Genomic DNA, 13,901 nt, shown 5'->3' with positions numbered 1-13,901 from the left:
TCATTCAGTGATGGTGATTTAAAATTAGAATCTAAGACAAAAAGACCAAGATGAGGGTTCATATCGTTAGCGACCTGCATAGAGAATTTGGGTACAATGATTTCAACCTGAGTGTAGCAGATATGCTTATACTGGCAGGAGATACTGATCTAGGGGTAAAAGGTGATCAGCTGCTCAAATCACTTTCTTTGGATATACCGATCATCTATGTACTGGGCAATCATGAGTATTATAAAATCGAAATATCATAATGAGCGATAAGATATGTTTAAGCTTCAAAAGATAATCTGCTTACAGCGTGTTCGGGTTTCGGTTATGACGAACCCTTACTTGAGTAGATAAGGTTTTCTTCGGCTGGATGGATCGCTCGCGATGGACGGCTGCCAATTCGCTACTTCGAGGTGTTAATCTAGCTTAGGTAAAGCAGCTTTTTCAGATTTATAAGAATAAGGTAATTTTGACAACATGCACCATACAATGATCAGAAAAGAAATGCCTACCGACAACCCTACCTGTAAAGCAAAAAGATAATTATTCTTGAAGTATTCATGCTCCAAAATCGAATAAAAAATTCCACCGATGATACTTATTCCCAATGCGGAAGCTGTCTGCTGAAATGTAGAAAATATTCCCGAAGCGGCACCTGCATCTTTTTCCTCACGTGGGCAGAAACTCAATGACCGCTATATTTATTTTGTCGAACAGCTACTTTCAAAAGGCCACTCCTGTTCCATCGCAACCCATCATCATGAAATACAACAGGAAATAAAAAAGCTTATAGATACGCTAAAACCAAATAAAGAACTCTACGAGTTTGAAAGTCTTTTCGGAATTCAAACCGATCAATTGGGCCAATTGAAAGATGAAGGCTATCGAACAAAACTCTATTTCGTTTATGGTCGGGAATGGTACCTTTATCTCTGCAACAGATTAGCTGAATATCCATTAAATTTGTTCAGAGCATTGCAGGATATTGTCGAATCAAAATAACAATTATTAATAGAAAGTTCATCAAAACGATGAATTTTCTATTAACACAAAATTTATTCAATTAATTTAATTATTGCACATCTCAAATTTTTCAAATGAAAAATGAGGATCAATTCGAATCGCTCACTTTCCCACAGGACATAAAAAAAGAAATTTAGACGCTGCAGGCAATATCTTTCCAAACAGCACAAAAAACAAAGTGACCGGAACAAAAAAGCAACAAAAATCCCCATGATCTGGGGATATTCCCGCTAAGGTTGACCACCGCCACCAGCAGCCCCATAAATCTGACCGTTTGCATAACTAGCGTCGGCAGCTGCCAGCTGCACATAGATTGATGCTAGCTCCGCTGGCTGCCCGGGTCTACCCAATGGCGTATCGCCTCCGAAGTTAACGAGCTTCTCTTGGGTCGCTCCACCACTCACCTGTAGCGCTGTCCAAATTGGGCCTGGCGCGACACCGTTGACCCGGATGCCTCGCGGACCCAACTGTTTGGCCAGAGAACGTATATAATTGGTTGTTGCCGCTTTTGTCTGCGCATAGTCGTAGAGATCCGCTGAAGGATCTGCCGCTTGAACAGATGTGGTCCCAATAATAACGGCGCCGGCCTTTAAATGAGGAAGAGCCGCTTTGATTAACCAAAAAGGCGCATAAATATTCGTTTTCATCGTTGCGTCAAATTCTTCGGTTGTAATATCGGCTATCGAAGCTTTTGTTTGCTGCCTTGCGGCATTATTTATGAGAATATCCAGTCCACCAAGATGCTGAACAGCATCTTCAATAAGTTTCCCACAAAACTCCTCTTTTCGAAGATCGCCCGGAATCGCCACGGCCTTGCGACCAGTTTCTTTGATCAGCGCAATGACTTCTTGTGCATCTGCTTCCTCCTCGGGGAGGTAGTTAATTGCTACATCGGCCCCTTCCCGCGCGTATGCAATGGCAGCTGCACGTCCCATACCTGAGTCTCCACCCGTAATTAAGGCTTTTCGCCCGTTTAGCCTTCCTGATCCTTTGTAGGATTTTTCGCCGTGATCTGGCCGCGGATCCATTTTACTACAGAGCCCGGGCCAGGGCTGTGACTGCTTTTTGAAAGGAGGTTTAGGATATTTATTTATGGGATCATCTTCCTTATAAGCTATCTGCGGAGTGGCTGCATTACTCCAATTGCCGGTAAGGCTAAATGCAAAAATTCCGGTCCCTAACGCGCCAATTGCCCGGCGCCGATTGATCTTTTTAAAATTTTCCATAATTTCATCGTTTTTTAAAAAAATAGGCTCAACTTGGTTGAGCCCAGCTATCGAATGCTAATTTTCTTTTTTAATGTCAGAGCTAATCGTGTCCCTCCGTTTTTACAATTTTATTATAGATGCCCAATAGTAAAAATGGCGCCGCCCATTGCCCAACAAACAAGGCGGTTTTATCGTGCTCCATACATTTTAAAGCGGCCGATATGCCCATAGAAAGTATTGCTGCGCCTAAAAATAGCGTGGAAGGAACTTTAGACGTTTGGTTTTCAATTTTTTCGGTGATTTCACCTTCATTTCCTGTCGTTAATGCCATAATATTCGTATTTAGTGATTATTTAAAAATTTCTAACTCTTTTTGTTTTATTCTTATTCGTCTTTGAGTTTAGATTTGTATCGGCAAGTGCTGTCAAATCTTCATCACATTGCTCGTTAAATAAACAGAGGGAAAAGTTTATTCGTTCATCCGACAGTTCCGAAATCGCCAAAACACGCATATATACAGTATAAAAAGTAAAAACACGTTCAGGATGCGATGAAACTGAATTGCATAAAGTGCATACTTTTAGGCAACTAAAACAAATAGCTAATTTAGACGTTGTTAATAGATGAGCTTTTATCCAATGATCGTGCTCTCAACAGTTTTTTCTTTTAAGCCCTTGCTATATGAATGGAATAATCTTTCATGGAAACTTCGCCAATCTAGGTTGCCGCGCCGAATTTCTGTTTGAACCCGAAGTGACCGAAGTGCCCACCCAGGCAATCGCAGTTTTTGGTACGGGAGAAAAAGCCTATGCAGAGATCATAAGGGATAGCACCTCTGGACTTAGAGTTCACATTGGCGAATACCATTGTAATAAAGGAAGCAAGATTTTGGACAGCTCTTGGCAATTGCTTTATAATGCTAAGATAGATACATGGCAGATTATTAAAAATCTAGTCTCTATTTTTTGAAAACAAGATCTTATAAATAAATCGTACGTTCAATAATCTAAACTAGGCGGTTAAATAAAAATTACGGAGCCAAGGACATCCTCTCAAAGACTTTACAATTTATATAATATTATTAAATCCAGTCGATTGCCAAAATGAATAAAGGCTAAAATACGTCTATTATATGCATACTATTCAATGGTGAATAGCTTTTGAGTATGCTATAAGCTATTTAATAAACACTCCGGTAAGCAACATACTTTCGTTAAAATTCAGGGTTACTGTATAAGGTGGTGTTTTGATTTCAATATTATCAGTATATGGTTATCTTGCAATTCAATTGCAAGCATCCACAAAGTTTTACTGAAATCTGATAATGTTTCTCTTTTTTAAAAGCACTAAGAATTTCTTTTAACTTTTCTCTATTACAGTCTGCCTTTTTTATTATTGACCAAAACCATTCCAATGTTTGAATATGATACATATCTATTGTTCTTTATAGTTTGATACTTGCCGAATGCCTGTCTTAATATACTTGAAGCTCTTTGCTATTCTTTGGGCGATACAGATACAACTGAATGTATGTTGTAGTACCAACTCCTTTATCTTTTCGCTTAAAGCCTCCCCACAATGCTGATTTTTCATTGTTAATTTTCTCTAAACACACCAGTTTTCCGTTAGCATAAAAAGTCATTTTGTATTTTTCAATGGGTTTCAGATCAAAAAACTCCAAATCCTCATCTGTTCGGAATTGATATTCTTTGTCCCAGTTGTTTTTTATTTTTTCGGGAGAAAGATACATTTGCTGTGCAACTCTCTTTTCTTTTTCATAAACAGCATTCGCCAAATCGTCTTTCGTACCTTTCATATAAATACCTCTTATCTCATTGTATTTTGCAGCAACTTCCTTTTCTAATGCTTGTAACTGGTCTTTATTCTTTGTAAAAAGGACTTCGGCATTATCTAATGTGTTTATTTTGTAGGGAACTTCGGCGTCAAAAGTAAAACTGTCTTCAAAAAAATTCTTTCCGTCAAATGCTGAAACTTCTTTACCTTCCACTAATTTTTGTGGAGTGATGTAAGTAATTACTTCTTCTTCATCACCCCAACTGCCATCTGTAGCTATGAAGGATTTTTCGATTTTGATTTGAACCCCAGAGTTTCTCATCAATGATGAATGCATTGAATTTGCATTTTGATTAAATCCGGGAGAGAGACGAATGGTGATTTTTTGCGGGCCTTTTTGTGTGATGTCCCAATTCAAAGGGAAGTATGAGCCTGATAAACTTCCTCCTGAATTATCTTTGTATTTGATAACGGGAACATCGTTGATAAGAATTTCGAACGAGCAGTTACTCGTGTATATATTTGCGCCATAATGCGGTTCTTTATCAAAGTGCTTTATTTCGGTTCCTATAGCATAGATATCTTTTGCCGATTTTGTGCTTTTATTCTGTCCATGACAGCTAACAGATAGAAGTATTAGATTTATAAATAAAAATATTCCCTTAAATTTCATCATACTTGTAATTTATTTTATTTGGCTGCAAAATCAGTGAGCCAATTATCGTCATTGAACTGTACTTCTTTGCAATATACTCATCATTATCTTGCTTATCCTATTTGTTTTTCATGGATAGATTTTTGAATAAATTTAAAGTTTTACTGCTTAGGTGATTCCTATAATTACAATTCGCTGGATGCGCTTTATTATTCGTTGCGGTCGGCCTGTTTTTTGCTAGGGAGCAAAGCAATTTAAAAATTGGGAAAAAATAAGTTTTAACGTTTTTTTGATTTCTTGCCGAACTTGCGGTTATACCAAATAATAAAACCTGTTACAGGCCACGAAGCTCCAATAGCTGGTAGAGCGACCGCCAAAGAAATCGACATAGCTCTCCCCTATATCGCTAAAGATATTGGTGCCGACAACAACATTGGCTGCTATTGGATCATTACAGCGTGAAATGTCCCTCCCTTCGATGGAATTGTTCGTGGTTACTATCATGGTACGCTACTTTTCAATCGGGCAAGGTTAATACCCAACCTTAATATACATTATTTATTCTGAATTAATATGTTTACAGCTATTAACTTTCAAGATTATTTCAAACTGTAAGGCTAACGTATGGGTTTGAAAGTAGGACTGGTTACGGGAAACCGTAGCTGATTTATCCGGCAGTTTTAATAAGACAAAAGTGAATATTTAAACAAAAAAAAAGCCCCCCTCATTAACCGCGAAGGGAGGCAATGTTAGCTAAATGCTCACTTTGTTAACCAATTTAATCGGCTTGGGGCATTGCCACTCTCCCTGAGATTTCCTGAAAACATAAAAAGCAAGACCATTGTTATTGTAAAGATGATAATCTTTCATGCCCATGCTTTTATCATGCACGGTAATTTGAGCGTACATTACCCGATTTCGGCAAAAGATTTCTAACGGTTTCATTCTACAATATTACTAATAAAGTTAGCATATATTATATACAGTAAAGATATTTATGATTTTCGATTTTTTATATGCAATTAGATGGATGAGGCCTCTCATAAAATAAAAAATTGCCTAACGTTATTTTCTATAGGTGAGATTGCGGAAAGAATTGGCTAAACTTTTGGTATATTAGTTTCGCCAAAACAGTTGTTAGTGGCAAAGATAGTGACACAGACTATAAATGACACCAGAGAACTTAAAAACAGACTTTGACGAAATATTTAAAGCTGCTCTTTGGCAGCTACCAGTCACTTACTAACCTGAAAACACAAATAAATACTGGTGCTAACACGGGTTTTGCGTCAGGGCGGTTGACGTGCCAGATTGAAGCTTTGTACTCCGAAACCCGCCCGAGCGCAAAGCCCGAAACCATTATCTGCAATTTTAAAGACAGAATATATACAAAAGAAAAAAATGAATAGTCTCCTTCTATTGACAGTTTTACTTTTATTATTCGTTACAAGTTGTAAAACTCCGTCCGACAAGACTGACTTATTACGAAATAAAATTGAGCAAATATTATCCGACAAAAACGCAGTAGTTGGAGTTTCAATAATTGGTAACAACGGAAAAGACACACTTTCGTTGAACGGAGACAAACGATTTCCCATGCAAAGCGTATTTAAGTTCCACATAGCATTAGCTGTATTATCGGAAATTGACAAAGGAAATCTTTCCTTAGGGCAAAAAATTGAGATTAGCAAAGATGAACTTTTACCGGAAGATTTTTGGAGCCCTCTTAGAGATGAAAATCCTAACGGTGGAACCTTTACTATTGAAAGACTAATTCAATATTCTGTCTCTCATAGCGATAATACTGCTTGTGACGTATTAATACGTCTAATCGGAACACCTAAAACGGTTGAAGAATACATTAAGAAAAGTGGCATAAATGATATACAAATCACTTTTAACGAAGAACAGATGCAGGCTAAGTGGGACAATATGTTTCAGAATTGGACGACACCAAAAGCTGCGAGCCAAACGCTTAAATTATCTTATGAGAATAAAAGCCATTTACTTTCAAAAAGTAGTTATGATTTTTTTTGGAACACAAATAAAGAGACAACAACTGGTAAAAACCGTATAAGGGGACAATTGCCAGAAGGAACAATTGTTGCTCACAAGACAGGTTGGTCTGGGACAAACAAAGAAACAGGAATTACTGCTGCAGTTAACAATATTGGTATCGTTTTTTTACCTAATGGAGAATACTTTATCCTGAGTGTATTTGTAAGCGAATCAAAAGAAGATTTTGATACTAACGAAAAAATTATCGCAGACATTGCAAAAGCAACTTATGACTTTTATACAACTGAAAAGGGTGTGTAACTCAGACCGCATGGGAGTGAAGTTGCTGCATTAGACTGGACATTAAGTTAAGAGAATTTAATAACATAACAGACTTATGTCAAGAGAAAGAAAAGTTATACCGGGCTACAACAGGTCAGAATTATTTTATCGGATCAGGGGTCACTGCATATCGCGTGTTGGGCCATACTGGTTAATTGCTGTGAGATGTTCATTTTTTTATATAATAGGTTAACTGCCGAAGTGAGAGTCCTTGGCAGTTAACCTGTATACCACATTTCAATTAAGGTAGTAAAACTTGGTCAATAACATGCACCACGCCATTTGTAGCAAGCATATTTAGACCTGTAATTGTTGACTCACTAGTGTTGCTCTTACCTTTCAGCATAGCCTTTCCAGACAACTTCACTGTAATCTTCTCCCCATTGAGTGTGCTAAGCATTTGTCCATCTGAAAGATCCGAAGAAAATGCCCTGTTTGAAAGAACATGGTAGGTCAAAATCTTTGTCAGCACCGACGGATCAGCCTGATTAATGGAGGCTATTGTGGTAAAACCTGCATTGATAAAAGCTTGATTTGTAGGAGCAAAAACAGTATACGAACCTGACCCACTTAACAATTGAGCAACATTTGTAGTGCCTTGACTAGCCCTTAATACTGCGGCAACAAGAAACGATAAATTACTATTAGATGTAGCGAACTCTACAATATTTTTTGTTGGTGGCATAAGCACATGTGAAATACCATGAATTACACCATTTGTAGCCATCATATCTGCTGAGTTTACTGCCCAACCGTTTAAAAATACACCATTGGCATTTTTAGTGACATAAACATTGGCTCCGTTTGCTGTTTTCACTTCTGCATTAGGACCGGCAGGCACATTAGATGCGACTATTTTCGATGTTAGCGTATGGTATAATAAAACGGACTTCAAAGTTTCCGCAGACATATTGTTGATATCTGCCATCGTGATACCCGAGCTTTCGAACGCTTCATTGTTTGGTGCAAACACAGTAAAAGGACCTGTAGAGGACAAGGTTTCGCTTAAACCGGCTTTCGTGACAGCAGTTGCTAATATGGAATAATCCTTATTCATGGATACCATTGCAGAGATGTTTCCGGAAGTCTCCATCTGCTTATCGTCGTCTTTACTACACGACACTGTCATAATTGAGCATACCATTAAGGCTGCTGCCATACCTGATAGTTGTTTGATTTTTCTGTTGAGTTTCATAATAATATAAATCTTAATCTTTTGATTTTAGAAACAACCAACCGGATAAAATAGTTCATTTTTAAACCATTTTATTTTTATATATCCGAAAAAACAATTTTTACCCCCCTTAAAAGATGCAGATTAGTATAAAATTACTCTAATAAAAATAATAAAAAGGTTGAGAAGAGCTAAATATTATACGGATATATTCCAGAATGCTTTTGCAGTGGATATGGCTATGGGTGGTAGTACCAATACTGTTGTTCATATGCTTGCTATAGCTCACGAAGCAGATGTAGATTTTCAGCTTAGGGAAATTAATTCAATATCAGATCAAGTAGCGCACATCGCAAAAATATCGCCAAGTTTAAGCACCGTTCACATGGAAGACGTCCTCGCGCCGGAGGCGTAAATGCGGTAATGAACGAAATGACCAAGCGCAGCGACCATATCCTTCTGGATAATATGACGGTCGGGGGCGAAATGTTATTCAAAAAGATTGCAAATGCAGCGATCAAAGACTCAACAATCATACATACAATAAACAATCCATACAGTCCTGTTGGAGGATTGGCGATTCTATTTGGAAATCTTGCAGAGCAGGGAGCTGTGGTAAAATCCGCAGGAATCACGGGCGACAAGAAGTTTAGGGGGACTGTGGTTTGCTATGATAGTCAAGGAGATGCCATAGTAGGCAATCTTGCCGGTGAAATCAAAGCTGGCGATGTTTTGGTAATACGTTACGAAGGTCCCAAAGGTGGCCCGGGGATGCAGGGGGCAACTTAAAACCAAATACAATACTAAGATTAACTTTCATAAACAAATCTTCGTATGTAGTTTTCCACGTCGGTAAGATCAAAAGGTTTAGCTAAAAAACCGTCTGCCCCGCACTCCTCTGAAATTCTCCTTCCGTCAATATGGCCTGAAATCATGATCACGGGCAGTTTATCATGTTTAGATGAGCTCCTGAGATTACCCAATACAAGATCTCCGTTGCGTGGCGACATATGAATATCCAAAAACAGTATATCGGCATCTATACTATCCAACACTTCTGCCAGTACTAAGCTGTCCGCTACGGTTATAACAATCGTATATTGATCTTCCAGCGCCATAGAAAATGCATTCAATATTTCTTTGTCATCATCACATATCACAATTTTCTTTTTCATGTTGTTTGTTTTTTAGTACTGCGGGTAAAATGCCCATTGTTAAACATCATTTATAAAAAATGGATCTTACAGACTGTAAGATCCATTCATTTTTGTCTTCCTATTAGAGATACGCAGAAATTGTGCATCGACTCTACCTTTTTAAATTATTATTTTGCCCGTATAATAAGGAGGTTTAAACTTTTGCCCCACAAGGACATTGGACTTTTTTTATCGGATAGGAATTGTTTCGTCATCGTTATATTTTCGGGATTTTTCAATTGCCTCATTTAATGGTGTTGCCCTATTGAAATATTTATCGCTATTAAAGTATTTATAGTGGAACATTCATTGAAGAGCTTTGGTTCTACAGGTGAGAATATTTACCATATTTCGCGTGTATACTCATTCGAAAACGTATAAACACTTATTGCAACGTAAATACGACAAGTCGCTTCGCAAATATGAAATAATCCCAATTAAGATGGTCATTTATCTTAGGTAAAACAATATATGAAAAATTGTCAAAATATTGTTTATATATAAAAGATTTAATTGCATAAGATTCGAAAACATAACACCAGATATTGAAGTATTTGGATCCCAATAGAATAGCTATTTTGATATTTAACCAAGATATTATTTTCAGAGAAATCCTGTATCATACCCCGATCTAGATCATTAGAAAAAAATAAAAAGATAAAACTGCTATATTCCAGTTTATTATACTTACATTTGAGATATAATCAGGCTCCGCCTTTGCTCTTCTGAATCGTTAAGCATTTCTCTTTCCCTCAGTTTTGGCATTTTCAGAAGCTCATTTTGTTATCAAAACAATAGGTGCAGTATCGTTAAACGTGATTCCATCAATCCTCTTTAATATACAAATCATCATTCTTGCGAACAAATAGATTACTATCGTACTGGCCAAAATGCCATTACCATGGATATAACGAAAATACATTAAATAAAATAAAATATAATACAATGCAAGAAGGAACAGTAAAATTCTTTAATCAAAACAAAGGTTTCGGTTTTATTACACCAGCAAATGGTGGTGACGATATTTTCGTACACGTAACGGGTTTGGTAAGTGATGTCCGCGAAAACGACAGCGTAACATTCGATCTAGAGAACGGAAAAAAAGGCATTAATGCAACTAACGTACGTAAGGCATAATTAAGTAGAATAGTCCATTTTGGAAGATGACTGGTTTATTTTCCAAAGAGCATAACAGGAAACTGTTATGCTTTTTTTGTGCGATGAAACTTGACAATTGTACATCATAGAATACGATATACTATACCGATATTTGCTCAAAGAAAAAAGCGAGCAAAAGCCTGGTCTAAATAATCCAGCCTTTATACCCGCTCCAAATTAATCTGCCATTGTGCAAGTGCAAGCAATAAGCTATTATATTAATCGCCTATTTTCTTTTTTTACGGAAGACATTGTCTGTTAAATCTTTAGAGACCGTATCTTTTTCTTTTTGATAGGAAGACTGGGTTTTCTCTTTAGTACTTTTTTCCTTTTTAGCGTCTTTACTCATGATATATTGATTTTATAGTGTGTAAGGATCTCATCCTCTTCAATTTTTATATTTGATCGGGAAAAGTAATGTTGAGCCAAAACGTATTCTCTCAATAAAAGTACGCTAGCTGCTAGTTGTTGAATTAAAAATTTCCGGATGATATATCTTGGAGAATTTAAAGATAAAACATATGAATTTATCATATTGGATCTACAGAGTTGGGTTATATGAAATAGTAGATCACTTTAATAAATATACCAATAATATTTGACAATAAGGCGTTAATTGTTCAAAATAAATTAATTCGCTCTTTCCCCCTTGTAATCCTCCATTTTAAGTCTTGCCATTAAATAACTTATGGTGGATTCTGCACCTTGATTGATATTGACCTCATGCTCTTCCAACCCATCAAAGCACCCCCCTGTAACTGGATTATAAACAATTTGACAAAGATGATTCCGTCCTAAAAACCATTCAAAGGCTATTCGAATCGTTTTCTTATACTGCTCATCTTTTGTGAACTTATAAAATCTATCAAGTGCAATAATGGTGTAAGCTACATCAATGGGCTGCTCGCCTCCCCGGGGCTCAGATATCGGCTGGCCGCGCTGGGCCCAGCCTTTGTTGGAAACCACATGAATCTCATTGTCTACGATAATCCTGTTCAACAAGAAATCAAAAGATTGATAAGCGATATCTTTATATGTACTATTCCCAGTAGCCTCATAGGCGATCAACATGGCTTCTGGGATAACACTGTTGCCATAAGTCAGGTAAGATTCAAACCATTGCCATTCTGCAGTGCTCTCCTGCTCAAACATGGCCGCCAAACGATCCGCCAGGACTTCTATAATAGCCTTATAATTTTTGCTCTTCATAAAACTCAGGCCCTTAATGGTAAAGGCCATCGATCGTGTCGAATAATAAACCATCGCATGTCTTGACGCCCGCTCTAAAAGCTCTAAAGCAAGTTTTACTATTCTTTCAGGCAAAAGATCAGCCAGGCCAATCACTTCGCCAAGGGCCCAGACTGCCCGTCCGTTGGCATCCTCAAGATTTTCCTGTCCATTTTGCACCGTAAAATTACCGTGCCCATCTACGTAATTCAAAAACGTGCCATCTCTTTGCATACAATAAGCAATGAAATCCAGGTATTTCTGAATCAGAGCAATATCTTCATAAGATTCATATGATTTATAATGATGTAACATGACTATTAGCGCTCTTGCATTGTCATCCAGCGCATAACCACTTGCTAGGTCCGGAGATGAGATATCCGCAAATTGAACAAACCCGCGCTTCTCGGACATTCGGAAAATATGATCCAGGTTGACTGGTGGAATTGAGTAGATCATATCCCTATTTTGATCTATAAGAAGCTCAAAAAGGCAAACATGGGCAATAGCAACATTCTGCCAGGAGCTCTTGACCATCTTTTGAAGGTTCACATGATGGATCCTGCTTATTTTAAGTTCATCATTCAGAATCTGATTGACGGCAGCCGCAAGCTGATCAGAGTCTTCAAAGTCGATTATGGTACCCATATCTTCTTTTAAAACCTCCTTTACATGGGGAATTGGTGTTGACACAATAGGGCACCCAGAGCTAAGCGCATAAGAAAATGTGCCGCTAACCGCTTGTAGAGGGTCTTTTGATGTAAAAAGATACACGTCGGTGATCGATAGATAAGCCAGCAACTCTTCCGTCGAAAGAAATTCGTTAACAAATCGGACATGATCTGAAATGTCATATTGATTAACTATCGCCTCAAGTTGGTTTCTATAGGCCTCTCCATTACTCCGCAGAAGATTAGGGTGTGTCATCCCTAGGATAAGGAACTTTACATTTGGGTGTTGTTCAATGATAGCAGGCAGTGCATATAGTGTGGTTTCTATACTCTTGCTAGGACCAAGTAAACCAAATGTACTGAGGATTTTATTGCCCAGAAGACTGTATTTCTCAAGAATGGCGTTTTTATCTACTGCTGGAGCTAAATGTGTACCATGTTCTATTACCGTTATTTTATTAGGAAGAATTTTGTAAATATCCGTCAGGATATTTGCGGATCCCTGTGTCATAACGATTATCTGGGAACAATGATATGCTATTCGATATACATGATCAAGCAGCGTACGATCTGGTGCCGGCAACACTGTGTGGAAAGTCACAACAATTGCAATTTGTGCTTTATTAAGATTCGAAAGGAAAGATATGAACTCAGCTTCTTGACCTAGGAAAAGGCCGAACTCATGTTCGATACAGATTAATTTGATACCCTGATCAAATAAAATGTTTGTAAGAATACTGTCGAAAGAAAGCGGATCGGCTATATCCAATTTGCCCAATGGGCAATCATATTGTGATGTATGATCATCTATTATCGGTATAGGAATTAGCCGGAACGACTCTTCGAATTTACTTGAGATAGCCTTCATCAGATCTGTAGTATAAGTCGCAATACCGCAGGCGCGTGGAGGATAGGTGGATAGGAACGCTATTCCTCTTTTGGTTGCTGAAATCATTGTTGGATTTTTAAGTGGAGTCCTTGCATACGATCTGCTTGTATTCGACAAGGTACTGCACGTAGGGAGGTTTATAAATATACGAAAATAAACTGAAAGAACACAATCTGGTGGACCGTAGCGGCTGCATTCATTTATAGCATGATCGTTATGGGCACCCACGGAACGATATGGCATCATCGATTTGCCACACACGGAGCATTCAAATTTCGGAATGGATTTTGGCGTTTTTTCACACAAAATCTCACGATCAACGTCATACCAGAAGAAATATATGTGATCTCACATCACGTACATCATGCAAAATCAGATCAACCCGGTGATCCTTATAACGCACAAGATGGATTTTTATACTGTTTCCTGGCCAATGCAAACCACCAACCTATTGCGGAAGACCTTACCGAAAATTCCTATAACCGTGTCAAACTCCTCATGCGCCATACAGGTGAACAATGATCTTAATTATTGACAGGTAAGGCATATTAACTCGTAATTATTTATTATGTTTTCTT

At 37.8% G+C, this 13,901-nt stretch carries 16 protein-coding genes; 7 read left to right on the top strand and 9 right to left on the bottom strand.

Translation table 11 applies throughout. The features are described from left to right. Positions 1-50: 50 nt before the first annotated feature. A complete protein-coding gene (locus B3C94_RS08195) occupies positions 51-251 on the top strand; it encodes a metallophosphoesterase (protein WP_293901786.1) in 201 nt (66 codons plus the stop codon). Positions 252-404: 153 nt separating this feature from the next. On the opposite strand, the gene B3C94_RS08190 is transcribed toward B3C94_RS08195, so the two are convergent. From B3C94_RS08190 to B3C94_RS08180, 3 genes are all read right to left on the bottom strand, one after another. Further along, positions 405-677, bottom strand: coding sequence for a hypothetical protein (locus B3C94_RS08190; protein ID WP_293901784.1), 273 nt, complete (start codon positions 675-677; stop codon positions 405-407). Between the two features lie 564 nt (positions 678-1,241). Then, positions 1,242-2,237, bottom strand: a complete 996-nt coding sequence (locus tag B3C94_RS08185) for an SDR family oxidoreductase (protein ID WP_293901781.1) — start codon at positions 2,235-2,237, stop codon at positions 1,242-1,244. Between the two features lie 82 nt (positions 2,238-2,319). Then, positions 2,320-2,550 carry a hypothetical protein gene (locus B3C94_RS08180; RefSeq protein WP_293901778.1) on the bottom strand — a complete coding sequence of 77 codons (231 nt, stop codon included), beginning with the start codon at positions 2,548-2,550 and terminating at the stop codon, positions 2,320-2,322. Positions 2,551-2,900: 350 nt separating this feature from the next. On the opposite strand from B3C94_RS08180, the gene B3C94_RS08175 reads away from it, so the two are divergent. Beyond that, positions 2,901-3,188, top strand: coding sequence for a hypothetical protein (locus tag B3C94_RS08175; RefSeq protein WP_293901775.1), 288 nt, complete (start codon positions 2,901-2,903; stop codon positions 3,186-3,188). A 505-nt stretch (positions 3,189-3,693) separates the two neighbouring features. On the opposite strand, the gene B3C94_RS08170 is transcribed toward B3C94_RS08175, so the two are convergent. Further along, complete coding sequence (locus B3C94_RS08170; RefSeq protein ID WP_293901772.1) at positions 3,694-4,689, bottom strand: hypothetical protein; 996 nt, start codon at positions 4,687-4,689, stop codon at positions 3,694-3,696. 291 nt (positions 4,690-4,980) lie between these two features. Then, positions 4,981-5,172 carry a heavy metal-binding domain-containing protein gene (locus B3C94_RS08165; protein WP_293901769.1) on the bottom strand — a complete coding sequence of 64 codons (192 nt, stop codon included), beginning with the start codon at positions 5,170-5,172 and terminating at the stop codon, positions 4,981-4,983. An 897-nt stretch (positions 5,173-6,069) separates the two neighbouring features. On the opposite strand from B3C94_RS08165, the gene blaRATA reads away from it, so the two are divergent. After that, a complete protein-coding gene (gene blaRATA, locus B3C94_RS08160) occupies positions 6,070-6,987 on the top strand; it encodes an RATA family class A beta-lactamase (RefSeq protein WP_293901766.1) in 918 nt (305 codons plus the stop codon). Between the two features lie 262 nt (positions 6,988-7,249). Here blaRATA and B3C94_RS08155 read toward each other — a convergent pair whose 3' ends face one another. Continuing rightward, positions 7,250-8,167 (bottom strand): fasciclin domain-containing protein, encoded by a 918-nt coding sequence (locus B3C94_RS08155; protein ID WP_293901763.1) that lies wholly within the window; start codon positions 8,165-8,167, stop codon positions 7,250-7,252. A gap of 196 nt (positions 8,168-8,363) precedes the next feature. On the opposite strand from B3C94_RS08155, the gene B3C94_RS08150 reads away from it, so the two are divergent. Continuing rightward, on the top strand, positions 8,364-8,597 hold the full coding sequence (locus tag B3C94_RS08150; protein ID WP_293901760.1) for a dihydroxy-acid dehydratase: 234 nt from the start codon (positions 8,364-8,366) through the stop codon (positions 8,595-8,597). Positions 8,598-8,605: 8 nt separating this feature from the next. Beyond that, positions 8,606-8,971: a dihydroxy-acid dehydratase gene (locus B3C94_RS08145; protein WP_293901757.1), complete on the top strand. Its 366-nt coding sequence runs from the start codon at positions 8,606-8,608 to the stop codon at positions 8,969-8,971. Positions 8,972-8,991: 20 nt separating this feature from the next. Here the strand turns inward: B3C94_RS08145 and B3C94_RS08140 are convergent, their stop codons facing one another. Beyond that, positions 8,992-9,357, bottom strand: a complete 366-nt coding sequence (locus tag B3C94_RS08140) for a response regulator (RefSeq protein ID WP_293901754.1) — start codon at positions 9,355-9,357, stop codon at positions 8,992-8,994. 966 nt (positions 9,358-10,323) lie between these two features. On the opposite strand from B3C94_RS08140, the gene B3C94_RS08135 reads away from it, so the two are divergent. Further along, on the top strand, positions 10,324-10,515 hold the full coding sequence (locus B3C94_RS08135; protein ID WP_293901751.1) for a cold-shock protein: 192 nt from the start codon (positions 10,324-10,326) through the stop codon (positions 10,513-10,515). Positions 10,516-10,762: 247 nt separating this feature from the next. Here the strand turns inward: B3C94_RS08135 and B3C94_RS08130 are convergent, their stop codons facing one another. Beyond that, the gene (locus tag B3C94_RS08130; protein ID WP_293901748.1) at positions 10,763-10,885 is read right to left on the bottom strand and encodes a hypothetical protein; all 123 of its coding nucleotides are present in this window, start codon (positions 10,883-10,885) and stop codon (positions 10,763-10,765) included. Positions 10,886-11,166: 281 nt separating this feature from the next. After that, a complete protein-coding gene (locus tag B3C94_RS08125; protein ID WP_293901745.1) occupies positions 11,167-13,389 on the bottom strand; it encodes a glycosyltransferase in 2,223 nt (740 codons plus the stop codon). Positions 13,390-13,494: 105 nt separating this feature from the next. Here B3C94_RS08125 and B3C94_RS08120 point away from each other — a divergent pair, with 105 nt between their 5' ends. Further along, a complete protein-coding gene (locus tag B3C94_RS08120) occupies positions 13,495-13,845 on the top strand; it encodes a fatty acid desaturase (protein ID WP_293901861.1) in 351 nt (116 codons plus the stop codon). Positions 13,846-13,901: the final 56 nt, after the last annotated feature.

The organism is Sphingobacterium sp. UBA5670 (assembly GCF_002420705.1).
Lineage (GTDB): Bacteria > Bacteroidota > Bacteroidia > Sphingobacteriales > Sphingobacteriaceae > Sphingobacterium.
The sequence above is the reverse complement of the archived record's forward strand: the minus strand, read 5'-3'. Positions and strand labels throughout refer to the sequence as shown.